Annotated in this window: 18 protein-coding genes; 11 read left to right on the forward strand and 7 right to left on the reverse strand. The window is 62.1% G+C overall.

What is annotated here, in order from left to right; genetic code table 11:
- From EXN22_RS10355 to gloB, 4 genes are all read right to left on the reverse strand, one after another.
- Positions 1–1,845 (reverse strand): extracellular solute-binding protein, encoded by a 1,845-nt coding sequence (locus tag EXN22_RS10355; protein ID WP_407691966.1) that lies wholly within the window; start codon positions 1,843–1,845, stop codon positions 1–3.
- Positions 1,845–3,677: an extracellular solute-binding protein gene (locus EXN22_RS10360; RefSeq protein ID WP_130263959.1), complete on the reverse strand. Its 1,833-nt coding sequence runs from the start codon at positions 3,675–3,677 to the stop codon at positions 1,845–1,847. The genes EXN22_RS10355 and EXN22_RS10360 overlap by 1 nt, the downstream gene beginning before the upstream one ends.
- 122 nt (positions 3,678–3,799) lie before the next feature.
- Positions 3,800–5,221 (reverse strand): transglycosylase SLT domain-containing protein, encoded by a 1,422-nt coding sequence (locus tag EXN22_RS10365; RefSeq protein ID WP_130263960.1) that lies wholly within the window; start codon positions 5,219–5,221, stop codon positions 3,800–3,802.
- Between the two features lie 99 nt (positions 5,222–5,320).
- Positions 5,321–6,100: a hydroxyacylglutathione hydrolase gene (gene gloB, locus EXN22_RS10370; RefSeq protein ID WP_130263961.1), complete on the reverse strand. Its 780-nt coding sequence runs from the start codon at positions 6,098–6,100 to the stop codon at positions 5,321–5,323.
- 79 nt (positions 6,101–6,179) lie between these two features.
- Between gloB and EXN22_RS10375 the strand changes: the two genes are divergently transcribed.
- The 7 genes from EXN22_RS10375 (at position 6,180) to EXN22_RS10405 (ending at position 13,504) form a co-directional block, all read left to right on the forward strand.
- Positions 6,180–6,938: a class I SAM-dependent methyltransferase gene (locus EXN22_RS10375; RefSeq protein ID WP_130263962.1), complete on the forward strand. Its 759-nt coding sequence runs from the start codon at positions 6,180–6,182 to the stop codon at positions 6,936–6,938.
- A 50-nt stretch (positions 6,939–6,988) separates the two neighbouring features.
- Positions 6,989–7,435 carry a ribonuclease HI gene (gene rnhA / locus EXN22_RS10380; protein ID WP_130263963.1) on the forward strand — a complete coding sequence of 149 codons (447 nt, stop codon included), beginning with the start codon at positions 6,989–6,991 and terminating at the stop codon, positions 7,433–7,435.
- A gap of 144 nt (positions 7,436–7,579) precedes the next feature.
- Positions 7,580–7,999: a GtrA family protein gene (locus EXN22_RS10385; protein ID WP_130263964.1), complete on the forward strand. Its 420-nt coding sequence runs from the start codon at positions 7,580–7,582 to the stop codon at positions 7,997–7,999.
- Positions 7,956–8,936 carry a glycosyltransferase family 2 protein gene (locus EXN22_RS10390; RefSeq protein ID WP_130263965.1) on the forward strand — a complete coding sequence of 327 codons (981 nt, stop codon included), beginning with the start codon at positions 7,956–7,958 and terminating at the stop codon, positions 8,934–8,936. The genes EXN22_RS10385 and EXN22_RS10390 overlap by 44 nt, the downstream gene beginning before the upstream one ends.
- Positions 8,933–10,357 (forward strand): ArnT family glycosyltransferase, encoded by a 1,425-nt coding sequence (locus EXN22_RS10395; RefSeq protein ID WP_130263966.1) that lies wholly within the window; start codon positions 8,933–8,935, stop codon positions 10,355–10,357. Before EXN22_RS10390 ends, EXN22_RS10395 begins: the two co-directional genes overlap by 4 nt.
- Positions 10,358–10,381: 24 nt before the next feature.
- Positions 10,382–11,155 carry a DNA polymerase III subunit epsilon gene (gene dnaQ, locus EXN22_RS10400; RefSeq protein WP_130263967.1) on the forward strand — a complete coding sequence of 258 codons (774 nt, stop codon included), beginning with the start codon at positions 10,382–10,384 and terminating at the stop codon, positions 11,153–11,155.
- Positions 11,156–11,248: 93 nt separating this feature from the next.
- A complete protein-coding gene (locus EXN22_RS10405; protein WP_130263968.1) occupies positions 11,249–13,504 on the forward strand; it encodes an Orn/Lys/Arg family decarboxylase in 2,256 nt (751 codons plus the stop codon).
- Positions 13,505–13,510: 6 nt separating this feature from the next.
- Here EXN22_RS10405 and EXN22_RS10410 read toward each other — a convergent pair whose 3' ends face one another.
- Entirely contained in the window at positions 13,511–13,729 is a 219-nt protein-coding gene (locus EXN22_RS10410) for a hypothetical protein (protein ID WP_130263969.1), read from the reverse strand.
- A gap of 148 nt (positions 13,730–13,877) precedes the next feature.
- Here EXN22_RS10410 and EXN22_RS10415 point away from each other — a divergent pair, with 148 nt between their 5' ends.
- Positions 13,878–14,432, forward strand: coding sequence for an NADPH-dependent FMN reductase (locus EXN22_RS10415; RefSeq protein ID WP_130263970.1), 555 nt, complete (start codon positions 13,878–13,880; stop codon positions 14,430–14,432).
- A 53-nt stretch (positions 14,433–14,485) separates the two neighbouring features.
- On the opposite strand, the gene phnX is transcribed toward EXN22_RS10415, so the two are convergent.
- Complete coding sequence (gene phnX / locus EXN22_RS10420; RefSeq protein WP_130263971.1) at positions 14,486–15,313, reverse strand: phosphonoacetaldehyde hydrolase; 828 nt, start codon at positions 15,311–15,313, stop codon at positions 14,486–14,488.
- Positions 15,314–15,368: 55 nt separating this feature from the next.
- Positions 15,369–16,475, reverse strand: coding sequence for a 2-aminoethylphosphonate--pyruvate transaminase (locus tag EXN22_RS10425; RefSeq protein WP_130263972.1), 1,107 nt, complete (start codon positions 16,473–16,475; stop codon positions 15,369–15,371).
- A 112-nt stretch (positions 16,476–16,587) separates the two neighbouring features.
- Here EXN22_RS10425 and EXN22_RS10430 point away from each other — a divergent pair, with 112 nt between their 5' ends.
- The 3 genes from EXN22_RS10430 to EXN22_RS10440 all read left to right on the forward strand — a co-directional run bounded on the left by EXN22_RS10430 (position 16,588) and on the right by EXN22_RS10440 (position 23,131).
- Positions 16,588–17,451 (forward strand): LysR substrate-binding domain-containing protein, encoded by an 864-nt coding sequence (locus tag EXN22_RS10430; protein ID WP_130263973.1) that lies wholly within the window; start codon positions 16,588–16,590, stop codon positions 17,449–17,451.
- A gap of 73 nt (positions 17,452–17,524) precedes the next feature.
- Entirely contained in the window at positions 17,525–18,547 is a 1,023-nt protein-coding gene (locus EXN22_RS10435; RefSeq protein ID WP_130266790.1) for an AraC family transcriptional regulator, read from the forward strand.
- Between the two features lie 78 nt (positions 18,548–18,625).
- Complete coding sequence (locus tag EXN22_RS10440) at positions 18,626–23,131, forward strand: NEL-type E3 ubiquitin ligase domain-containing protein (protein WP_165392198.1); 4,506 nt, start codon at positions 18,626–18,628, stop codon at positions 23,129–23,131.
- Positions 23,132–23,253: the final 122 nt, after the last annotated feature.

Raw genomic sequence — 23,253 nt, forward strand, 5'->3', positions numbered from 1 at the left:
TTATTTCGCCCCTTCGGCCGCTTGCGCTGCGGGCGCGAGTGGCACTACCGGCTCGACATCCGGCTTGATCCACCAGGTGTTGATACCGATGTCGTACTTGGGTGAAACCTTCGGGTGGCCGATGTGGTTCCAGTAGGCCACGCGCCAGGTCTTGATGTGCCAGTTGGGGATCACGTAGTAACCCCATTGCAGTACCCGGTCCAGGGCGCGGGAGTGCTCGATCAGGCTTTGTCGCGAGTCGGCGTTGATCAGTTGTTCGACCAGGGTATCGATGGCCGGGTCTTTCAGGCCGATGAAGTTGCGGCTGCCGGGGTTGTCGGCGGCGGCGCTCTGCCAGAACTCGCGCTGCTCGTTACCCGGGGAGTTGGACTGTGGATAGCCACCGACCATCATGTCGAAGTCCCGCGAGCGCAGACGGTTGATGTACTGCGACACATCCACCCGGCGAATCACCAGGTCGATGCCCAGGTCCGCAAGGTTGCGCTTGAATGGCAGCAGGACACGTTCGAACTCGGTCTGCGCCAGCAGGAACTCGATGGACACCGGCTTGCCCTGGGCATCGACCATCTTGTCATCGACGATCCGCCAGCCGGCGTCCTGCAGCAGCTTGTAGGCCTTGCGCTGCTGTTCGCGGATCATCCCGCTGCCGTCAGTGACCGGGTTGGCGAACGCCTGGGTGAAGACCTGGTCGGGGATCTTGCCGCGCAGCGGCTCGAGAATCTTCAGCTCAGCAGCGTCGGGCAGACCGCGGGCGGCCATGTCGGAGTTCTCGAAGTAGCTGCGGGTGCGAGTGTAAGCGCCGTTGAACAGCTGCTTGTTGGTCCATTCGAAGTCCAGCAGCAGGCTCAGCGCTTCACGTACCCGTACATCCTGGAACAGCGGGCGGCGGATATTGTAGATAAAGCCCTGCATGCCAGTGGGGTTGCCATTGGGCAGTTCTTCGAGGATCAGGCGCTTCTGGCGCACGGCCGGCACGTCATAGGCGGTGGCCCAGCTCTTGGCTGCGGTTTCCAGGCGGTAGTCGAACTGACCGGCCTTTAGCGCTTCGAGGGTGACAGCGCTGTCGCGGTAGTAGTCGGTGGTCATCTGGTCGAAGTTGTAGAAGCCACGGTTGACCGCCAGGTCCTTGCCCCAGTAGTCCTTGACCCGCTCGTAGCGGATCGAGCGCCCCGGCTTGACCTCGGCGACCTTGTACGGGCCGCTGCCCAGCGGGATTTCCAGGTTGCCTTTGTTGAAGTCGCGGCTTTCCCACCAGTGCTTGGGCAATACCGGCAACTGGCCGAGGATCAGTGGCAGCTCGCGGTTGTTGTTGTGCTTGAACTTGAACAGTACCTGCCGTGGGCTCTGGGCGATCACCTCGGCGACGTCGGCGTAGTAGCCGCGGTACAGCGGGGCACCGTGCTTGATCAGGGTATTGAAGGTGAACACCACGTCTTCGGCCTGCACCGGCTGGCCGTCATGAAAGCGCGCTTCGGGGCGCAGGTAGAAGCGTACCCAGCTGTTGTCCGGGGCTTTCTCGATTTTGCCGGCTAGCAGGCCGTACTCGGTGAAGGGCTCGTCCAGGCCCTGGGTCATCAGGGTGTCGTAGATCAGGCCGATGTCTTCGGCCGGTACGCCTTTGTTGATGAACGGGTTGAGGCTGTCAAAACCACCGAAACCGGCCTGGCGGAAGGTACCCCCTTTGGGCGCATCGGCATTGACGTAGTCGAAATGCTTGAAGTTGGCCGGATACTTGGGTGCCTCGTCGTAAAGGGTCAGGGCGTGTTGCGGCGCGGCCAGGGCCTGGCCAGCGAGGCACGCCAGCAACAGGGCGAAGGCCTTCAGGTGCGGGCGGGGCATTGGCATCATTGGGCTTTCTCCGAAGGCTTGATCCACCAGCTGTTGAGCCCCAGGGTGTAGGGCGGCGTGGCCACAAAGGCAAAGCGATTGCGGTAGGCCAGGCGGTGGTTGTCGAGATACCAGTTGGGAATCATGTAGTACTGCCACAACAGCACCCGGTCCAGGGCGCGTGCCGCAGCCACCTGGTCTTCACGGCTCTGGGCGGCCAGCAGGGTGTCGAGCAGGTGATCAACGATCGGGTCTTTCACGCCAGCATAGTTCTTGCTGCCTTTGGTCGCGGCCTGGCTCGAGTGAAAATACAGCCATTGTTCCAGGCCCGGGCTCAGGGTCTGGTTCAAGGTCATCAGGATCATGTCGAAATCGAACTGGTCCAGACGTTGTTTGTACTGGGCCCGGTCCACGGTGCGCAAGCGTGCATCGATGCCAATGCTGGCGAGATTTTCGACATAAGGTTGCAGGATTCGCTCAAGGTTCGGATTGACCAGCAACAGCTCAAGCTTCAAGGGTTGCCCGGCGCTGTTGAGCAAACGCTGGCCGTTGAGCTTCCAGCCGGCCTGGCCAAGCAGGTCGAGGGCCTGGCGCAGGGTCTCACGGTTGATGCCGCGGCCATCGGTGTGGCTAACCTTGTAGGGTTCGCTGAACAGTGCTGCAGGCAACTGTTTGCGGTAGGGCGCGAGCAGCAGCCACTCTTTGCCTAGCGGCAGGCCGCTGGCGGTGAACTCGCTGTTGGGGTAGTAGCTGCTGGCACGTTGATAGGCGCTGCTGAACAGGGTGCGGTTGGTCCACTCGAAGTCGAGCATCAGCCCCAACGCCTGGCGCACACGGGCATCGCTGAAGGTGGCACGGCGGCTGTTCATGAACAGACCCTGGGTCTGGGTCGGGATCTTGTGCGGGATCTGCGCCTTGATCACCTCGCCGCGGCGCACTGCAGGGAAGTTGTAGCCATTGGCCCAGTTCTTCGCCTGGTGCTCGATGTAGATGTCGAACTCGCCGGCCTTGAAGGCTTCGAAGGCCACCGCGCTGTCACGGTAGAACTCGTACTCGACACGATCGACATTGTACTTGCCACGATTGACCGCCAGGTTCTTGCCCCAATAGTTTTTCACCCGTTCGAACACCAACCGCCGACCCGGCTGAACCTGGGTAATACGGTACGGTCCGCTGCCCAGCGGCGGCTCGAAGGTGGTCGCCTTGAAGTCGCGGCCTTTCCAGTAGTGCGCCGGCAGCACTGGCATCTCGCCCAGACGCAGGATCAGCAACGGGTTGCCGGCGCGCTTGAAGACAAAGCGGATACGTTGCGGGTTGAGGATGTCGACGCGTTTTACTTCCTGCAGGTTGGTCCGGTAGATCGGGTGGCCTTCCTTGAGCAGGGTTCGATAGGAGAACGCCACGTCGCTGGCGGTAATCGGCTTGCCATCGTGAAAGCGCGCCTCGGGGCGCAGGTTGAACACCACCCAGCTACGGTCGTCGCTGTACTCGACAGAGCCTGCAATCAGGCCGTAGCTGGAAGTGGGTTCATCCCCAGAGGGGTCGTACTGGCCGGTACCGACCATCAGGGTTTCATTGAGCTCGCTCACCCCGTACTGCAAGAAGTTCGGGGTGGTGACCGGGCTTGAACCCTTGAATGTGTAAGGATTGAGGGTGTCGAAGGTGCCAAATGCCATGGCACGCAAGGTGCCGCCCTTGGGCGCTTGCGGATTGACCCAGTCGAAGTGGGTGAATTTGGCTGGATACTTGAGCGTGCCGAACTGGGCGTAACCGTGGCTTTCGCTGATCGTTGCGCCTGCGGGAAAGCTCAAGACCAGGCTGAGTGACAGCAACAGGAGGGGACGTGTCAAGTCGAGATCCGATCCAGGCGGCTTGGGCTTTATTCCGGCTACAGTAACAGCTTGTATCGACTGGAAAAAGAGCGCCGCGTGGGCGGAGCTGGCGGCTCCGGTCAGCGACCGGAGCGCGGACCTCAATGGTTGAGGTAGACGGTCAGGGTCTGGCCTGGCTTGAGGGCATGGCCGCTACGCGGGTTCCAGCGCTTGAGGTGCTGCATCTCGACATTGAAACGCTTGGCCACCAGGTAATACGAGTCGCCTTTGCGGACCTTGTACTGGGTGGATTTCTTCTGGTTCTTGGCGCCAACCGGCTGGGCAGTTTGCAGTGCCAGGGTCTGACCGACCTTCAGGCCATGGCCGGAGAGCTTGTTCCAGCGTTGCAGGTCCTTGACGCTGACCTTGTTGGCCTTGGCGATGCTGGCCAGGTTGTCGCCACGCTTGACCCGGTAGCGGCTGTTGCGGGTCGTGGTGGTGCGCGGCGCGGCTTCGGCCAGGGCGGCCTCGAACACGGCTTTCTTCGGCTGCAGGCTCAGCAGTTCTTCGGGCTTCATGTTCGACAGCGAGGCCGTCAGCAGTTGCGCCTTGGCCGTGGGCACCAGCAATTGCTGCGGGCCGTCGACGGTCATGCGCTTCTTGAACGCCGGGTTAAGCTGGAACAGTTCGTCTTCGTCGATCTCGGCCAGGGCGGCGACCCGCGAGAGGTCCAGGCGGTCCTTGATCGCCACGGCTTCGAAGTAGGGTTCGTTGGCAATCGGATTGAGATTGACGCCATATGCCTGCGGGGTCATCACCACTTGCGAAAGGGCCAGCAACTTGGGCACGTAGTCGCGGGTTTCCCGGGGCAGCGGCAGGTTCCAGTAGTCGGTGGGCAGGCCGAGTTTCTCGTTGCGCTCGATGGCGCGGCTGACGGTGCCTTCACCGGCGTTGTAGGCCGCCAGGGCCAGCAGCCAGTCGCCGTTGAACATGTCGTGCAGGCGGGTCAGGTAGTCCAGCGCGGCGTTGGTCGAGGCGGTGATGTCGCGACGGCCATCGTAGAAGCGGGTCTGGCGCAGATTGAAGTAGCGGCCGGTAGATGGGATGAACTGCCACAGGCCAACTGCATGGGCCCGCGAGTAGGCCATGGGGTTGTAGGAGCTTTCAATTGCTGGCAGGAGGGCCAGCTCCAGCGGCATATTGCGCTCCTCAAGTCGCTCGACGATGTAGTGGATATACAGGCTGCCACGGTCGCCGGCGGTTTCCAGAAACGAAGGGTTGCTGGCGAACCACAGGCGCTGCTGTTCGATGCGCGGGTTGACCGCAACGCCGTCCTGCAGCACGAAGCCCTGGCGCATGCGCTCCCAGACGTCCTGAGGCGCCTGCTCCACCGGTTTGACCGGGACGATCAGCGGTTTCTGCTTGGCCCGTGCCTGGTAGTTGTGCGCGCGAACGCTGTCGGTTTCGTCGACTTGACGGGTGCTCTGGCAGCCCACCAGGGTGGCGGCCAGGGCTAGCGCACTGGCTTGGGCCAGGCGCGTCAGGGCGACGGACTTGAAGGTTCTGCGGCTATTGGACGACATTGGCTGGGACAAAGTTCCGGGCAAAAATGTCGGGCGATTCTAGAAAGCGGCCCTTCAACGGTCAACCTTTCAGAACTTTCCGTCACCAGCAGCGGCTGTTTAGAACGTATCTTTCCAAGCACGCAAGCCAGCAAAAACAGCACTTGGCGTGGGGTTTCTCAGGCCATTCCGTTCGTCTATTTTTTCTTTAACGGATGTTTCTGTGGTCCGCAGGAACGGGTTGGTGAGCTTTTCCAGAGCCAGAGTTGATGGCAACGTGATGCGATCTGCAGCCCTTAACTGGGTAACGTCGTCGAAGCGTTGACTAATATGCTGGTTTTCAGGCTCGACGGCCTTGGCGAAACGCAGGTTGCTCAAGGTGTACTCATGGGTGCAATACACCCGTGTATCGGCGGGCAGGGCGGCCAGGCGCTGCAGGGAGTGGTGCATTTGTTCCGGTGTGCCTTCGAACAGGCGCCCGCAACCGGCAGCGAACAGGGTGTCGCCACAGAACAACACGGGGGGGGAGGTCTGTGAGCAATAATAGGCAATGTGCCCCAGGGTGTGTCCAGGCACGGCGATAACCTGGAAATCCAGACCCAGAACGCCCACGCTGGCATTGTCGTCCAGTGCCTGGTCGCGGCCCGGGATGCGCTCGCGGGCGGGGCCCCAGACGGTTGCCCCGGTCTGGGCCTTGAGCTGCTCGACGCCGCCGACATGGTCGTGATGATGATGGGTGATGAGAATGTCGCTCAGCTTCCAGTCAGGGTGACATTCCAGCCAGGCCAGCACCGGTGCCGCGTCACCCGGGTCGACCACTGCGCAACGCTGCTTGGCAGAATCTTGTAACAACCAGATGTAGTTATCGGTGAAAGCGGGCAGGGCATCGATCTGTATCATGGTGCAATTCGCCAAACGGTGGACTTGGGTGCATCTTAGTAGCTATGCGCGCTGTCGAGAACCTTCAAGGGAGACTGCAATGACCGATCAAGCCTTTGCCCAGGCCGATCCGCAGTGGCTGGAGCTGATCAGCCTGGCCCGCGACTGGTTCGCCGGCCCACTCGGGCAATTGATGCTCAGCGAGGAGCAACGCCTGCTCGAAGAGGAGCTGGGGCGCTATTTTGGTGGCTACCTGGTGCATTACGGACCCTGTGCTGAAGCGCCACCCAAGGCCCCCCGGGTGCAGCGCAACGTGCGCCTGGGGGCGCCGCTGCCGGGCGTCGAGATCGTCTGTGAGGAGCAGGCCTGGCCGCTCAGTGAACACGCCGCCGATGTCGTGGTGTTACAGCACGGCCTGGATTTCAGCCTGTCACCCCATGGCCTGTTGCGCGAAGCGGCCAGTAGCGTACGCCCCGGCGGCCATCTGCTGATCGTTGGCATCAACCCCTGGAGCAGTTGGGGGGTGCGCCGGGTGTTCGCCCATGGCGCCCTGCGCAAGGCGCGCTGCATTTCCCCTTCACGGGTTGGCGACTGGCTCAACCTGTTGGGCTTCGCGCTGGAGAAACGCCGCTTCGGGTGCTATCGTCCGCCGCTCGCATCCCCCGCCTGGCAACAGCGCCTGGCCGGCTGGGAGCGGATTGCCGGTGGCTGGCAGGGTGCGGGCGGCGGCGTCTACCTGCTGGTGGCACGCAAGATGGTGGTCGGTTTGCGGCCATTGCGTCTGGAGCGTCGCGAGCCGATGGGCAAGCTGCTGCCACTGCCGATGGCCAAGGTCAACCGGCGCCATTCCGAACCCTGAGTTCCGGGCCCCGAGGGCGCGGGGTCAAATCATTGATGAAAAGGCTGTAAATGAGCGATAGCGTCGAGATATTTACCGATGGCGCCTGCAAGGGCAACCCGGGCCCGGGCGGCTGGGGCGTGCTGATGGTGTGCAAGGGCGTTGAAAAGGAGCTGTGGGGCGGCGAGCGCGAGACCACCAACAACCGCATGGAGCTGATGGCGGCGATCAAGGGCCTGGAGGCGCTCAAGCGCGAGTGCGATGTGCTGCTGGTCACCGACTCCCAGTACGTGATGAAAGGCATCACCGAGTGGATGGTCAACTGGAAGAAGCGCGGCTGGAAAACCGCCGCCAAGGAGCCGGTGAAGAATGCCGACCTCTGGCAACTGCTCGATGAGCAGGTAGGCCGTCACAAGGTGAGCTGGAAGTGGGTACGCGGGCACATTGGCCACCCTGGCAACGAGCGCGCCGACCAGTTGGCCAACCGCGGTGTCGACGAGGTGCGTGGCGTTCGCTGAGCGGGTACTGGCAGCCGCTGCAAGGGCGGCTGTGCTGAACATTCGTGGGTTCAAAGCAACAAAGATGTGCGGTCTGACAAGGCGATTGTGAGCGGATTTTGCAGTTGACGTTCCTTTCACTTTTGCCTGTCTAGCCTGCCGTGCATGAACAACTTTCCCCTCAAAGACAGATTGTTGCGTTACCTGGGCGTCGGTGCGCTGGCGACCCTTGTCCATCATCTGCTGTTTGCCATTCTGCTGCAGGTCTGGGCTCCCTGGACGGCCAGCGTCGCCGGGGCTGCGACCGGCGCGCTGGTCAGTTTCTGGGGTAATCGCCGCGCCTGCTTCCCGGCATCGGCCGGGCGTAAATTGCAGCCCGTGCGCTTCATCCTCGTCAGCCTCCTGCACAACCTCGGCAATGCCGCTGCGATGTGGCTGCTGCTTGAGTGCCTGTCATGGGGCCCCTGGTTGGCGCAGGCGCTCACCACCCTGTCCTTGACCCTGCTTGGATTCCTCGCCCACCGCTACTGGACTTATGCCAATGTCGATATCTTCACCTGTTACCGCGCCACGCGAAGTCGCTGACCCGCAGCTGAGCATCATTGTTCCCTGTTATCAGGAGGAACAGTCCCTGCCAGCCTTTCATGTACGGATTCGCGCACTGATGGCACGTTTGCCGGTAAGCAGCGAAGTGCTGTACGTCGATGATGGCAGCCGCGATGGCAGTGTTGCACTTCTGGAGCGCCTGCGACAGGAAACCGGTGTTCGATGCCTGTTTCTGAGTCGGAATTTCGGCAAGGAGGCCGCCTTGTGCGCCGGTATCGATCATGCCCGGGGCCAAGCCCTGGTGTTCATCGATGCCGACTTGCAAGACCCACCCGAGCTGATCGAGCACATGGTCGCGCATTGGCGTGAAGGTTTCGAAGTGGTGAACATGCAGCGGCGCCGTCGCACGGGCGACTCTTGGTTCAAGCGCACCACCGCCAGGTTGTACTACCGCATGATGGGGGTGCTGGTCGAACGCATGCGAATCCCCTCCGATGTCAGTGATTTTCGGCTAATCGGCCCGGCGCCGCTGGCAGCCCTTAGGGCAATGGATGAGCGCTCGCGGATGCTCAAGGGGCTGGTGGGGTGGGTCGGCTTCAAAACCATCGAACTGCCTTATGAGCGTACCGCGCGCAGGGCGGGCAGCAGCAAGTTCAATTTTCTCGGCTTGCTGGATCTGGCGATCAGCGGTGTGCTGGGTTTTTCGCGCAAGCCACTGCGCTGGTTCAGCCTGGCCAGCCTGCTGATCTGGGTGGCTGCTGTGGTGTACATCCTGGTCGCCCTGGTGGGCGGAACACTGGATGCTCACCATCTGTTGATCGGGCTGGGGGCATTTTTGTGCCTTGGCGTGGCGATGGTCGGCGAGTATCTGGGGGCGACCCTCTCCGAGGTCAAGCGACGTCCCCACTACCTGCTCAAGGGGCAAAGCACTCAGCGCAGTTCGCGGGCTCATAAGGCCCAAGGTCGGTGGTCATGACTGCTGCGCGAAGGGAGCGTTGGTTGTGGCTGCTGTTGGGAGCGATCGTGCTGGTGCGTCTGCTCGCCTTGGGCAGCTATCCGCTGATGGATACCTCCGAGGCGCGTTATGCCGAGATGGCCCGGAAAATGGTCGAGTCAGGTGACTGGGTCACCCCTATGTTCGACCATGACGTACCGTTCTGGGGCAAGCCACCGTTGTCGTTCTGGACCCAGGCGGCAAGCATGCATCTGTTGGGCGTCAACGAGTTTGCCGCGCGTCTGCCCGCCTGGCTGTTGCACCTGGCCAGTTGCCTGTTGATCCTGCACCTGGGCTGGCGTGAGCGCAGCCTGCAGGTTGGCCTGTGGGCGGCGATCATCTATTCGAGCAGTGGCCTGGGGCTGCTGGCCAGTGGCGTGGTCCTGACCGACCCAGCCCTGGCATTGGCCTTGTTGCTGGCGCTCTATGGCTTCTGGCACGGCATGCAGCATGCCGACGCCCGGCGGGCACGGCTGGGATTTGTCGGTCTGGGCCTCGGGCTGCTGGCCAAGGGGCCCCTGGTGTTGCCGTTGGTGGGCCTGGTGGCATTGAGTTGGACCTTGATCCACCGCCAATGGCATCGATTCTGGCGATTGCCCTGGTTGTCAGGCCTTGGTCTGATGACGCTGATTGCCATACCCTGGTACGTGCTGGCAGAACTGAAGACGCCGGGCTTTCTGGACTACTTCCTGCTTGGCGAGCACTGGAACCGCTTTGTCGACAGCGGTTGGGCGGGAGACCTGTATGGCAACGCTCACGCCAAGCCGCCGGCTACGATCTGGTTGTACCTGGGGTACGCCCTGTTGCCCTGGAGCCTTTGGTTGCCTGTGCTCTGGTGGGGCAGGCAGGGGAGGGATCGCTTCACCACCTTTGTCTGGGCCTGGGCACTTGCCACGCCGGTGTTCTTCACGCTGGCCGGCAATATCCTCTGGACCTACGTGCTGCCGTCCTTGCCCGCCTGGTCGTTGTTGCTGGCCAGTGCGATGGTCCGCGAGCAGCAGCGCTGGATGACGCTGGCGTTTGTCAGTGCGCTGAGTCTTCCGCTGCTGGCGGTGCTGATCACAAGCCTCGGCAGCCTGGGCGAACGGGTACAGAACCAGCGGGAAATCGTCAGCGCCTGGCAGCAGGCCCAAGCAGTGGAAGCCGGCCCGTTGCTGTATCCCGGACGCCGCTCATACTCAGCCGAGTTCTACAGTGATGGCCAGGCAAGACGGGTGCGCAAGGCCGATGAGTATCCGCAGGCAGGCACGTTTTACCTGGCCCGTCGAATACGGGACCTGGCTGATCCCTTGCCGCTTGAACTCAGGTGCGAGCTGCAGCTGGAGGTCAATGCAAGCAGGCTGCTGCGCTGCCAACGGGTGGCGGACACTTTAATCTGGGACGCGCCCACCGTGTTGCGTTAAAATTCAGCGCTTACCGTTCAGGCAATGCCGCAGGAGACCATTGGCGTGGAGCTTCAAGACAACAGGTTCGTCGTCCTCGACACCGAAACCACCGGTATGCCGGTCACCGACGGCCACCGGATCATCGAGATCGGTTGCGTCGAGCTGATGGGGCGGCGCCTGACCGGTCGCAACTTCCACGTCTACCTGCAGCCAGACCGCGAAAGTGACGAGGGCGCCATTGGCGTCCACGGTATCACCGACTCGTTCCTGCTCGACAAGCCGCGATTCGCTGAAGTCGCCGATGAATTCTTCGAGTTCATCCAGGGCGCCCAGTTAGTCATCCACAACGCGGCGTTCGACGTTGGCTTCATCAACAACGAATTCGCCATGCTCGGTCAGCACGAGCGCGCCGACATCGCCCAGCACTGCACCATCCTCGATACCCTGATGATGGCCCGTGCGCGCCATCCGGGGCAGCGCAACAACCTCGATGCGCTGTGCAAACGCTACGGCATCGACAACTCGGGCCGCGAACTGCACGGTGCGCTGCTCGACTCGGAGTTGTTGGCCGACGTCTACCTGAGCATGACCGGTGGCCAGACCAGCCTGTCGCTGGCCGGCCATGGCGGCGATGGCGATGAAGAAGGTGCCGACAACCGCGGCAGCGAGATTCGCCGCCTGCCGGCCAGCCGCCAGCCCGGGCGGATCATCCGCGCGAACGAGCAGGAGCTCGAACTGCACGTGGCACGTCTGGAAGCCATTGCCAAGTCCGCCGGCGGCCCGGCACTCTGGCAGCAGATGTCCGAAAGCAACTGAGACAATTTGCCGCGCAGGGGCGCTGGCGACCTTCTACCCTGAGGTGACACAGCGCGCAGTGACGACGCTGTCACTCGGAGGAAGCGCCCGCCCATGTACAAGGACCTGAAGTTTCCTGTCCTGATCGTGCACCGTGACATCAAGGCTGATTCGGTTGCTGGCGAGCGTGTCCGCGCGATTGCCCAGGAACTGTCCCAGGACGGTTTCAGCATACTCCCGGCGGTCGACTACGCTGAAGCCCGCCTGGTCGCTTCGACCCACCATGGCCTGGCCTGCATGCTGATTGCCGCTGAAGGCGCTGGCGAAAACACCCACTTGCTGCAGAACATGGTCGAGCTGATTCGCCTGGCCCGGGTGCGTGCACCACACCTGCCGATCTTCGCCCTGGGCGAGCAGGTGACCCTGGAAAATGCCCCCGCCGATGTCATGAGCGAGCTGAACCAGTTGCGCGGCATTCTCTACCTGTTCGAAGACACCGTGCCCTTTCTCGCCCGCCAGGTGGCGCGGGCCGCGCACAGTTACCTGGATGGCCTGCTACCGCCGTTTTTCAAGGCATTGGTGCAACACACCGCGCAATCGAATTATTCATGGCACACACCCGGGCATGGCGGTGGCGTGGCCTACCGCAAAAGCCCGGTGGGCCAGGCATTTCACCAGTTCTTTGGGGAAAACACCCTGCGCTCGGACTTGTCGGTGTCGGTGCCCGAACTGGGCTCGTTGCTCGATCACACCGGCCCCCTGGCCGCAGCCGAAGCGCGGGCGGCAAAAAATTTCGGTGCTGACCATACCTTCTTCGTGATCAATGGCACCTCTACAGCCAACAAGATCGTCTGGCACTCGATGGTCGGCCGCGATGACCTGGTATTGGTGGATCGCAACTGCCACAAGTCAGTCGTCCACGCGATCATCATGACCGGTGCAATTCCGCTGTACCTGTGCCCCGAGCGCAACGAGCTGGGCATCATCGGCCCGATTCCGCTGAGCGAATTCAGCCAGGCGTCGATCCTGGCCAAGATTCAGGCCAACCCCTTGGCCCAAGGCCGAGCGCCCAGGGTCAAGCTGGCGGTGGTGACCAATTCGACCTACGACGGGCTGTGCTACAACGCCGAACTGATCAAGCAGGAGCTGGGCAACAGTGTCGAGGTGCTGCATTTCGATGAAGCCTGGTATGCCTATGCCGCCTTTCACGAGTTCTTTCGCGGCCGCTACGCCATGGGTACCTCACGCAGTGCCGACAGCCCGCTGGTGTTCAGTACCCACTCAACCCACAAGTTGCTGGCGGCCTTCAGCCAGGCGTCGATGATCCATGTCCAGGATGGCGGCGCCCGGCAACTGGACCGCGATCGCTTCAACGAAGCCTTCATGATGCATATTTCGACGTCGCCGCAGTACAGCATCCTCGCCTCACTGGATGTTTCATCGGCGATGATGGAAGGGCCCGCCGGGCGCTCGCTGCTGCAGGAAATGTTCGATGAGGCGCTGGGCTTTCGCCGGGCCATGGCCAAGCTGCGCGAGCACATGGCTGCGGATGATTGGTGGTTCAGTATCTGGCAGCCGCCACTGGGTGAGGAGGTGCGCCAGGTCGAGACCGCAGACTGGTTGCTTGAGCCCCAGGCGGACTGGCATGGCTTTGCCGAGGTCAGCAGCGACTATGTGTTGCTCGACCCGATCAAGGTCACCCTGGTCATGCCGGGCCTGAGTGCGGGTGGTGCCTTGAGCGATCACGGGATTCCGGCGGCAGTGGTCAGCAGGTTTCTCTGGGAGCGTGGCCTGGTGGTGGAAAAGACCGGCCTGTACACCTTTCTGGTGCTGTTCTCGATGGGTATCACCAAGGGTAAATGGAGCACGCTGCTCACTGAGCTGCTGGAGTTCAAGCGCAACTACGATGCCAACACCGACCTGTTCGAATGCCTGCCCAGCATCGCCCAACTCGACCCTGTGCGTTACCAGGGCCTGGGTTTGCGTGAGCTGTGCGAGCAATTGCACGCTTGCTATCGCAGCAACGCCACGGCCAAGCAGCTCAAGCGCTTGTTCACGCGCTTGCCGCAGGTGGTCATGAAGCCGGCCGATGCCTACGACCGGATGGTGCGTGGGGAGGTCGAGGCGGTGCCGATCGAGCAGTTGCTCGGGCGTATCGCGGCGGTGATGCTGGTGCCCTATCCGCCGGGGATTCCGCTGATCATGCCAGGGGAGCGCTTTACCGAAGAAACCCGCTCGATCATCGACTACCTGGGCTTTGCCGCCGCGTTCGATAGCGGTTTTCCCGGGTTTGTCGCTGATGTCCATGGGTTGCAGCAGGTAACTACGGCGCAGGGGCGGGTGTACACCGTCGATTGCATCAGGCTGTGAGCTGCCTCAGGGGATGCGGATGATCTCTACACCGGACTGAGCCAGTTCGAAGCGATCATCCCCCAGGTGATTGACCCGGTCGCCAATCGCCAGTCGGTAGCTGGTGATGGGCAGGGAGAGGGCACTGCCATCGGCCTGCAGGGTGGCTTCCTGGAACTCATGAACGGGATAGATGCGGCCTTCTGCGTCCCGTGCATGAAACTGTCCGACCAGTACTGCTGTCATTTACCGTGCAACCTCTGAAAAAAGAAATCTGTCAGGCATAGACCACTGTTTTACCTGGTAAGTTTTGCCCGAACGGAAAAAAAATTCGGACCTGCAGCGGATCATCTATACCTACAACTCCCTTTGTTTTCCACGACAGGAAATTGCCATGAGCCAGGTGTATTCAGTCGCCGTCGTCGTCGGCAGCTTGCGCAAGGAGTCCTTCAACCGCAAAGTCGCCCGTGCGCTGGCCGAGCTTGCGCCGTCCAACCTCAAGCTGCATATCGTCGAAATCGGCGAATTAGCCTTGTACAACGAGGATATCGACGCTGATCCGCCGCAGGCCTACAAGACCTTTCGCGAACAGATTCGCAGGAGTGACGCGGTGCTGTTCGTCACCCCGGAGTACAACCGGTCCGTGCCGGGGGTACTGAAAAATGCCATCGATGTGGGTTCGCGGCCTTATGGACAGAGTGCCTGGAGCGGCAAGCCGGGGGCGGTGATCAGCGTCTCGCCAGGGGCAGTGGGCGGCTTTGGTGCCAATCATCACCTGCGCCAGTCGCTGGTGTTTCTCGACGTGCCCTGCATGCAGCAGCCCGAGGCTTACATTGGCGGGGCAGGGACGCTGTTTGATGACAACGGCAAGCTGTCGGAGAAAACCCGGCCGTTCCTGCAGACCTTTATCGACAAGTATGCCGTGTGGGTCGAACGGCATCAGAAGTGAAGTAGCCTATCGCGGGGCGATGCGGCGACCCGACTTGCCCCGCGACAGTTGTCTCAGAACGCCTGCGGCATCTCCCCGCGCGCAAGACGCGTGTTGATGTCGGCAATCACTTGCGGCAGCTCGTTGATGGTGTCGATCAGGTAGTGCGCACGCGAGCCTTCGAACAGTGCATGGATACGCTTGCGTTCGCTCTCGAGCTGGTCCGAACCCAGGGCGCGGTAGCCTTCGTAGGTCAGGCCCAGGGCGTTGCCCGAGCACACCAGGGCCACGGTCCACATGCCAGCACGCCGCCCTTCGAGAATACCCGGCACCGTGTCGTCGACCTTGACGCAGGCGGCGACGTCATCGATACCCAGGGCGATCACGTTGGCCAGGGCCTGGGCCGGCCAGGGGCGGCCATTGGGAGTTTCGTCAGTGGCCACCACGTGATCGGCAACGTAGCCGTTCTGCGCCGCCAGTGCTACGACCCTGTCCATCACCACTTTCGGGTAGCCCGAGCATGAGCCGATCTTCAGGCCTTCCTGGCGCAGGCCGGTCAGGGTCTGCAGAGCGCCGGGGATCAGCGCCGAGTGTACGGCGATCTTTTCGATCTGCAGTGGCATGAAGCGCTCGTAGATGGCGGTGACGTCAGCATCGCTCGGGGTGCGGCCGAACACTTTGCGGTAGCGCTCGGCGATCTGCGGCTGGTCGCACAGGGTGCGGATGTGGTCCCACTTGCCCATGCCCATCGGGCCACGGGCTTCTTCGATGGAGACTTCGACATCGAACTCGGCGAAGGCCTCGACGAAGATCTGGGTCGGGGCGAACGAGCCAAAGTCGACCACGGTACCGGCCCAGTCAAGGATCGCGGCTTGCAGGTGCGTCGGGTTGCGGTAGTTCATGCTTGGATTTCCTTGAGCGGATGAATGCGCTGATCAGGTAAAAGAATTCGTGGTTTCAGATGTCCAGTACTTCCATTTCCCGCAGGACATCGGCAACGACGTCGACCGCCGCCTGCATGCCGTCCGGGCCGACACAGCCGATGCAGCCGACGCGGAAGGTCTCGACCTGGGTCAATTTGCCCGGGTAGAGGATGAAACCCTTGGCCTTGACCCGCTCGTAGAAGTCCTTGAACTGATAGCGCGGATCGCTTGGGGCGTGGAAGGTGACGATGATCGGTGCCTGGATGGTGGCCGGCACAAAGCTGTGCAGGCCAATGGCGGCCATGCCGTCGAGCAGGGTCTTGCAGTTGTCGGCATAGCGCTGATGACGGGCCGGCAGGCCGCCTTCTTCGTTGTATTGCAGCAGGGCTTCGTGCAGCGCCGCCACCACATGGGTCGGCGGGGTGAAGCGCCATTGGCCGGTCTTGGCCATGTAGGCGTGCTGGTCTTGCAGGTCCATGGCCAGGGACGGCGAGTTGCCTTCGGCCGCGGCCAGCGACTGTTTGTGGGCAAACACGAAGCCCATGCCGGGTACGCCTTCCAGGCATTTGCCGGAGGCGGCGATAAGGGCATCGAAGGGCACTTCGCGGGCATCGATCGGCAAGGCCCCGAACGAGCTCATGGCATCGATGATCAGGCGTTTGCCGTGGCCGGCGATGACCTGGGCAATTTCAGCCAGCGGGTTGAGGATGCCGGTACTGGTTTCGCAGTGGATCAGCGCCACGTGGCTGATGCTGGGGTCGGCGGCCAGCAGGCGATCGACGTCGGCGGCGGTTGTAGGCTGGTCTTCGGCCGTTTCAAAGGTGCTGTAGGCGCGGCCCAGGACCTTGCAGATCTTTGCCAGGCGTTGGCCGTAGGCGCCGTTGATCAGCACCAGGACTTTGCCATCGCGCGGCACCAGGGTGCCGATGGCAGCTTCCACAGCGAAGGTGCCGCTGCCTTGCAGCGGCACGCAATGGTGGCTGTCGGCGCCGTTGACGATCGCCAGCAGTTGCTCGCACAGGCTGGCGGTCAATTGGTTGAAGTCGCGGTCCCACGAACCCCAGTCGACCATCATCGCTTGGCGGGTACGGGCCGAGGTGGTCAGGGGGCCGGGGGTCAGCAAGACAGGGGCGTTACTCATTCCGGTAATCCTCGCAAGCGGTGGGCTGAAGTTATGGGGCCTAAGTTGCAATTCTGTGCGTCATCAATCAAATTGTTTATTGTTATGCCAACCATAAGCCAGGCCGATAGATATGAACCTGTTTCAGCTCCGCGCTTTCGATGCCGTGGCCCGCGAGGGCAGCTTTACCCGCGCCGCTGGCCGGCTGTTCATCAGCCAGCCAGCGGTCACCGGGCATATCAAGGCCCTGGAGGAGCACTATCAGATCACCTTGCTGCGCCGCACCGCGCGGCGGGTCGAGTTGACCGAGGAAGGTATTCGCCTGGCCGCCATCACCCGGGCCATGTTCGGCCTGGCAGAAGAAGCGCAGGCCATGCTCGAAGCCAACCGCCAGTTGCTCACTGGCCGCCTGGAAGTGGCGGCTGACGGCCCGCATCGGGTCATGCCGATGCTGGCGCAACTGCGTGCGCGCTACCCCGGCATTACCGTCAACCTGCGCCTGGGCAATGCCCAGGAAACCCTGGCCGCACTGCTCTCGGAGCATGCCGATGTGGCGGTACTGACCGAGGTTGAACCGCGCAAGGGCGTGCACCTGCAAAGCCTTGGGGACTCGCGAATTTGCGCCTTGCTGCCGGCCGGTCACCCCTGGGCGGCCAGCACCGATGAACTGCCGTTGGCCGAGCTGGACCGGCAGATCATGGTGTTGCGTGAACCCAGTTCGATCACCCGCCGCACCTTTGACCAGGCCTGTGGCCAGGCGGGTGTGCAGCCACGGGTGCTGCTGGAGCTGGACAGCCGCGAAGCGGTGAGCGAAGCGGTGGCGGCCGAGCTGGGCATCGGCATTGTCTCGTCGGCGGAAATCAGCCATGACCCGCGGGTGGTGGCACGGCCCATCGCCGCAGTTGGGCTGGTCAACCGGCACATGCTCGGCTGCCTGGAACGGCGCCGCGAACTACGCCTGATCCAGGCCTTTTTCAGCCTGGCCCCGGCAGCATGACGCCGGGCTGGTTTTTTCCCCGCAAGCCCCTAAGATGACGCTCAAACAACACAGGCAAGGCGATGTACTGCTGATGGCGGAGAAAGACACCATCTCCATGCAACTGGTGCGTGAGGCGCTGTTGCAGAGTTGCGCCCCGGGGGCGCCGAGCCAGGCCATGCTCAGCCGCGTGGGTATCGACCCCGGGCAGTTGCACGAGGCCGATGCACGGGTGCCCGCCAGTGCCTATGCACAGTTGTGGCGCTTGCTGGCGCGGCGTTGCCATGACGAATTCTTTGGCATGGACCCGCGCGGTCTGCGCAGCGGCAGCCTGGCATTCATGTGCCGCGCGTCGATGACACAGCCGACCTTGGGCGCGGGGCTGGAGACGGCACTGGCGTTTCTCGGGCTGATGTTCGAGCACCTGCAGCCTACGCTGGTGCGCCAGCAGAGTCTGGCCGAGATCGTCATTGGCGAGCCCCAGGACGAACCACGTCGGGCATTTACCTACTTCACCTTCTGGATGATCGTGCACGGCGTGGCCTGCTGGCTGGCCGGGCGGCGGATTCCGATCCTGGCCATCGAGTTGCGGTGCGCCGAGCCGCCGTTCTGTGACGATTATCGGGTGATGTTTTCCGAGAATCTGCAGTTCGACCGCCCGCGTACGCGGATGATTTTCGCCGCGGATAGCCTGGATGTGCCGATCAGGCGCTCAGCGCAAGAGCTGCAGCGTTTTCTGGCGCAAGCACCGGGCAACATTCTGGTCAAGTACCGTGACCCGGCCAGCCTGGCCCGACGAATCCGTCAGGATTTGCGTCAGATTGCACCCTGTGCCTGGCCAGAAACGGCCAGCCTCGCTGAGCGCCTGTGTCTCTCGGCGTCGACCCTGCGCCGTCGCCTGGCCGACGAAGGCCAGACGTACCAAGGGCTCAAAGACAGCGTGCGCAAGGAACTGGCGATCAGTTGGCTGGCCGAAGTCGAGCTGAGCTTTGCCCAGATCGCCGAGCGCCTGGGGTTTGCCGACAGCAGCTCCTTCTACAAGGCATTTCGCAAATGGTTTGGTTGCAATCCGGGCCATTACCGCACGCTGATTCTTCAGCGTGGTGCCCAAGACTGATGGGGGCTGGTTCCGACTGCCAGGGCAGGTGGCAATGGCACAGTGTTGATGGCTTCCATTGGATCAAGGAAACCGATCATGCCCCCTGTCACGTCCTCGGCCAGCGAACCTGTTGTCTCACCCAAACTCGACAATGCCTGTGATGAGTTCATTGGGCAGACTCTTCCTGCCTGGTTGCGCCGCGCGTCGGCTCAACACATCAATCTGTTGCGAGACCTCTTCAATGATCACCATGCCTCCCAGGCACAATTGCAGGGCGCGCTGGCGAGGTTGACCGGCCTTGACGCGTTTGCCGCCCCCTTGTTCGAGCAAGCGCTGCGGGAGCAACTGGCTTGTTCGGTTGACTTGCGTCAGGCGCGCTGGCGCGAGGTCAAGCGTAGTTTCAGTGTCAAACCTGGCCAATTGCCCGACGACGAATTCTTCCATGAGTTTCAGCCTGCGCTACAGCGCTTGCTGCAGAACTTCAGCGACAGCACGTTTTTCTATCCGCAGACAGGATTGGTGGCGCAGGAGGGTGATGGCCGGGTGTTGTGCGACAAGGCCGCAGGCATTGTCCGGGTGTGTCGAAAGCTTGATGTCGGTCAACGCTACCAGGAACACCTGGCCAAGGTCCTGGACCCAGCATTGCAGCAGGCACTGGCGCAAGACAAGCGCCACAGCCTGGCACTGTCCAGCGAAATCGCGGCACTAAAGGGGCAGATCAGCCAGTTGGACCTGCAGATGTTGCGCCGGGTGGTCAATGGGCAGGTGCCGACCCATGCCGAAAGCGGGACAGTCCAGGTGCTGATGCTGGAGCTGCTGGGTAGCCGGGTAGATGGTGCCTTGGTGTTCGAGTTGCAAGGCAGCTGGGGGGGCACTCCGGGTCTGCTGTCACGCCAACGGGTGCAAGGGGTGATCGTTTATCTGCCGGGCAGCGAAGCGCCGCTTCGGCGCTACGACTCCTGGTATGCGCTGAGTAGCGCCCTGGGCACTGCCGTGAAGCAATCGGGCTATCAGCAGCACCTGCTGCGCTTGATTGGATTGAGGGACCTACCGGCGTTCATGGGCACCTTGCAAAAGCGTATGCAGGACGCCCGTACCGACATGGCGCCGACAGGTGCGATTGCCGGTGATGACCTGTTTGCCAGCCTCGCCAGCCAGCACCTGCAACGTATCAAGGACGATGCGCGGCTATTGGCGGTGCCGACGGCTGATGCTGATAATGCCGCCAGTGCGACGCGCATCAAAGTCTTCGAGGACTCGGGGCTGGTGTTGCTCAACGTCGCGGGTTTGTTCGTTCCGGCCCTGGGCGCATTACTGGTGGGGTACCTGGTGGGGACCACCCTGGCCGAGGTCTTTGAGGGCGTTGCCGACTGGGCACGCGATCGCCGTTATGAAGCACTTGAGCACATGCTGGGCGTGGCTGAAACTCTGGCCGTTGGCGCTGCACAGGTTGGTGCAGGCACGCTGGTTGCGCGCGGCTTTGTGCGCAGCAGCGCGGTTGAAAGCATGCAACCCGTTGTCTCGCCTGCACAGGCTCAGCGGCTCTGGCTGCATGACCTGAGCTCGCTTGAGGTCGACGCGCTACCGGCTGGCGCCAAGCGCCTGGAAAATGGCCTGTTCGGTCTGGAGGGACGTCATTGGTGGCAAGATCAGGGTGCGATCTATGAAGTGAGGCGAGCCGATGGCCAGAGCTCGTGGCGGTTGTTTGACCCCAGGGGCCGTGGTGGCTTTTCACCCCTCTTGCAGTTCAATGGTGAGCGCGGTTGGCGCCTGCTTTACCAGCGGCCCTTGGAGTGGCAGGGCAGCGCGAGGCTGCTTGCTTGCTTGTGGCCCGAGGCGGCGACGCTGGACGAGGCCCGGATCACACAGATTTTGCGCGTGGCTGATGTCGATGAAGAGCAGTTGCGCGGCCTGCTGGTGGAAAATCGTGCTTTGCCAGTGAGCCTGCGCGACACCCTGGAGCGATTCAGCGTGGATGCACGCATAGAAGCTTACCTTGGGCAGTTGTCCATGCCAGACATGGTCCCCGACCCGCAGCTGCACGCCTATTGTCTGAATGAAGTCGCAGCCTCAGCCTTGCCAGACAGCGAGGCACGGGCACAAGTGCTGGCCAAGGCGCCCGCGTTGCGGGCAAAGCTGATGGCGCATTTCGCTCAAGGTTACTTGCGCAGCGACGACCTGCTCGAGACCGTCAAACGGTTTTTTCCAGGCTTGCCAGACCCTTATGCGCTGGCACTGTTGCAACAGGCGGATGATGCCCAACGCTTGCACCTGCGACAGTATGCGCGCTTGCCTCTGGCGTTGGCCGAGCAAGCACGTTCGCTGTTGCAGGCTGCCCGATTGAACCGGGCAGTGGAGGGGCTGTACTTGAACAGCAGCGATGCCTCGGAAACCGTAGAGCTGGTGTTCGCGCTTTTGCGGACAAAAGCCAAGTGGCCTGAAACCCTCAATCTTGAGTGGCGTGGCAGCTCCACTGGCGGGGCGCGGGTGACGCGTATGTATCCTGACAACGATCCTTCGGCGCTCAGGGTTCTGATCCGCCAGGCTGGGCGGTTCGCGCTTTATGATCATCAGAATGTCGAGTTGGAGCTGGAGATTGCCGAACCTGCGGGTTTGTACGATGCATTGCTCGCACTGCTGCCTGACACATATCGGCAACGTCTGGGCTGGAGCGGAGAAAATTCGCTGCAGCAACTGCGCAGTTCCCTGCAAGCCTGGTCAGCGGTCTCGCATCAGCAACTGACAAACCTGTTGGGATGGCCACGAGCTCGACCCTGGTTCAATCCGGGCCAACGCCTGGCGGACGGCCGCGTGGGCTATCTGCTCAGCGGCCGCAGCGCCAGAGCGCGCAACCTGTCACGCATGACCATTCGCGACAGGGTACGTTGCCTGTACCCCGGTCTGGATGAGCAACAGGTGAGCGAATTCTTGCAGCGTTTGCATGAGGCCCCCGGCAGCGCTTTTCAGACCCTCCTGGATCATGAAGCGGCGTACCATGCGGTTGACCGTCACCTTGTTCGATGGGTTGCCGCTGGCGAAGGCGCGCAGCGTAATGTCGCACGCCGGCTGGTTGCTGACGAGTTGCGGCGCTGCTGGCGCTTTCAGGGTGAGCAGTTGACCGATGGCAGTGGTCGTTACGCAGGCATGCGCCTGAGCCTGATCGGTATCAGGGTGGAGAGTTTGCCGGCGTTGCCGGTGCAAGCCGATTTTAACCATGTCACCGATCTTGTGCTTGTCAACCTGGGGTTGCAGGATGTACCCAGCGCTTTCCTACAACGCTTTCCCCGGGTGCGCTGGTTGAACCTTAGCAACAATCACCTACAACGGGTGCCCCTAGGCTTGAACCATCTGCCCTCGCTACGTGAACTGCGCCTGCAGCAAAACCGCATACGTCTGGATGCATCAGGGGTGGCATGCATTAGCGCCCTGCACCAGTTGCGTGTGCTCGGTATGAGCCATAACCCCTTGGGTGCGATCCGCCTGGACCTGCACTCGCTGCATCGTTTGCGCGAACTGTCGCTCAGGCAGGCCAACCTGCAGAGATTGCCAGCGGGTTTGCTCGGCAGGACCTTCCTGGAATATGCAGACCTGCGGGGCAATCAAATAACCGAGTTGCCGCAGGCGCTGCTCAATGCACCCATGGCGTTTCGCGAGCAATTGCACCTGGCGGGTAATCCGCTGTCGGAGGAAACCTGGCAGCGCTTTCAAGGTCAGGATCAACTCCCAGTCCCAGTGCCCCTTGCGCGAGAACTGTGGCTGCAATTGCAGATGGGCGATGATTACGCGCGCCGAGGGGGGCAATGGGATCAGTTGTTCGAGGAGGCGCACAGTACAGATTTTTTCCAGGTGCTGGCGGAGTTGACCGGTACCAGCGACTTTCGCCTGGCACGCGAGGACCTGGACCGCCGTGTGTGGGAGATGATCGATGCGGCGCAGGAAAATACCCAATTGCGCAACGAACTGTTCGAGCTGGCAGACAGCCCCCGAACGTGCGTCGACAGTGTGGCCAACTGCTTCAGTGCTCTGGAGGTGAGGGTGTACATGGCCCGCGCCTTGCGAGGCAGAGGTCCCGGCGAGCGCCAGGGGGTGCTTCTATCCCTGGCGCGTCGGCTGTTTCGCCTGGAGCAGGTGGAGCGGCTCGCCCAAGACGACATTGCCGCTCGCCGGGCTGACGGGCGTGATGTCGACGAAATCGAGGTCAGCCTTGCCTACCGCAGTGGCCTGGCAACGGAGCTAAGATTGCCAGGGCAGCCGCGCACCATGCAGTTCGCCAGGGTGGCTGGGGTCAGTGCGCTCCAGCTGGCCGAAGCCGCGCGCGTTGTTCGCCAGGCGCAGGCGGGCGAGGCGCTGGCAATCAATATCAGCGAGCGTGATTTCTGGTTGGACGCGCTGCACCAGGCTCATGCCGACCTCTACAGCAGTACCGATCAGCCATTTCAGGACCGGTTGGATACGCTGACCGAGCAACAGGCAAGCCTGAGCGACGGTGAGTACCTGGCGCAAGTGAATGGCTTGTCACAAGAACGCACGACCGCGCTCAAGGCCCTGGATTTGCGCCTGACCAAGGAGGCCCTGGCTGCAGAGGTAACTGTCAAGGTTTGAAAGCCATCAGAGCGGCCAAACCAGTCATCCAGATTGACAGCTTTGGCCATTGTCTGCGTGCTGTGCTGGCGCGACTATCTTCAGATCATTCGTTTGATTCCAACAATAAAAAACGAGGAGGC

It is taken from the genome of Pseudomonas tructae (assembly GCF_004214895.1).
In the GTDB taxonomy this organism is placed as follows: domain Bacteria; phylum Pseudomonadota; class Gammaproteobacteria; order Pseudomonadales; family Pseudomonadaceae; genus Aquipseudomonas; species Aquipseudomonas tructae.

Bases quoted from the DNA above. Each gene is read 5' to 3' on its own strand.
- EXN22_RS10365 (WP_130263960.1), bottom strand. From the start codon at position 5,221: ATGTCGTCCAATAGCCGCAGAACCTTCAAGTCCGTCGCCCTGACGCGC.
- rnhA (WP_130263963.1), top strand. From the start codon at position 6,989: ATGAGCGATAGCGTCGAGATATTTACCGATGGCGCCTGCAAGGGCAAC.
- EXN22_RS10355 (WP_407691966.1), bottom strand. From the start codon at position 1,845: ATGCCAATGCCCCGCCCGCACCTGAAGGCCTTCGCCCTGTTGCTGGCG.
- EXN22_RS10375 (WP_130263962.1), top strand. From the start codon at position 6,180: ATGACCGATCAAGCCTTTGCCCAGGCCGATCCGCAGTGGCTGGAGCTG.
- EXN22_RS10440 (WP_165392198.1), top strand. From the start codon at position 18,626: ATGCCCCCTGTCACGTCCTCGGCCAGCGAACCTGTTGTCTCACCCAAA.
- EXN22_RS10405 (WP_130263968.1), top strand. From the start codon at position 11,249: ATGTACAAGGACCTGAAGTTTCCTGTCCTGATCGTGCACCGTGACATC.
- EXN22_RS10395 (WP_130263966.1), top strand. From the start codon at position 8,933: ATGACTGCTGCGCGAAGGGAGCGTTGGTTGTGGCTGCTGTTGGGAGCG.
- EXN22_RS10410 (WP_130263969.1), bottom strand. From the start codon at position 13,729: ATGACAGCAGTACTGGTCGGACAGTTTCATGCACGGGACGCAGAAGGC.
- gloB (WP_130263961.1), bottom strand. From the start codon at position 6,100: ATGATACAGATCGATGCCCTGCCCGCTTTCACCGATAACTACATCTGG.
- EXN22_RS10430 (WP_130263973.1), top strand. From the start codon at position 16,588: ATGAACCTGTTTCAGCTCCGCGCTTTCGATGCCGTGGCCCGCGAGGGC.
- EXN22_RS10415 (WP_130263970.1), top strand. From the start codon at position 13,878: ATGAGCCAGGTGTATTCAGTCGCCGTCGTCGTCGGCAGCTTGCGCAAG.
- EXN22_RS10390 (WP_130263965.1), top strand. From the start codon at position 7,956: ATGTCGATATCTTCACCTGTTACCGCGCCACGCGAAGTCGCTGACCCG.
- EXN22_RS10425 (WP_130263972.1), bottom strand. From the start codon at position 16,475: ATGAGTAACGCCCCTGTCTTGCTGACCCCCGGCCCCCTGACCACCTCG.
- phnX (WP_130263971.1), bottom strand. From the start codon at position 15,313: ATGAACTACCGCAACCCGACGCACCTGCAAGCCGCGATCCTTGACTGG.
- EXN22_RS10385 (WP_130263964.1), top strand. From the start codon at position 7,580: ATGAACAACTTTCCCCTCAAAGACAGATTGTTGCGTTACCTGGGCGTC.
- dnaQ (WP_130263967.1), top strand. From the start codon at position 10,382: ATGCCGCAGGAGACCATTGGCGTGGAGCTTCAAGACAACAGGTTCGTC.
- EXN22_RS10435 (WP_130266790.1), top strand. From the start codon at position 17,525: ATGGCGGAGAAAGACACCATCTCCATGCAACTGGTGCGTGAGGCGCTG.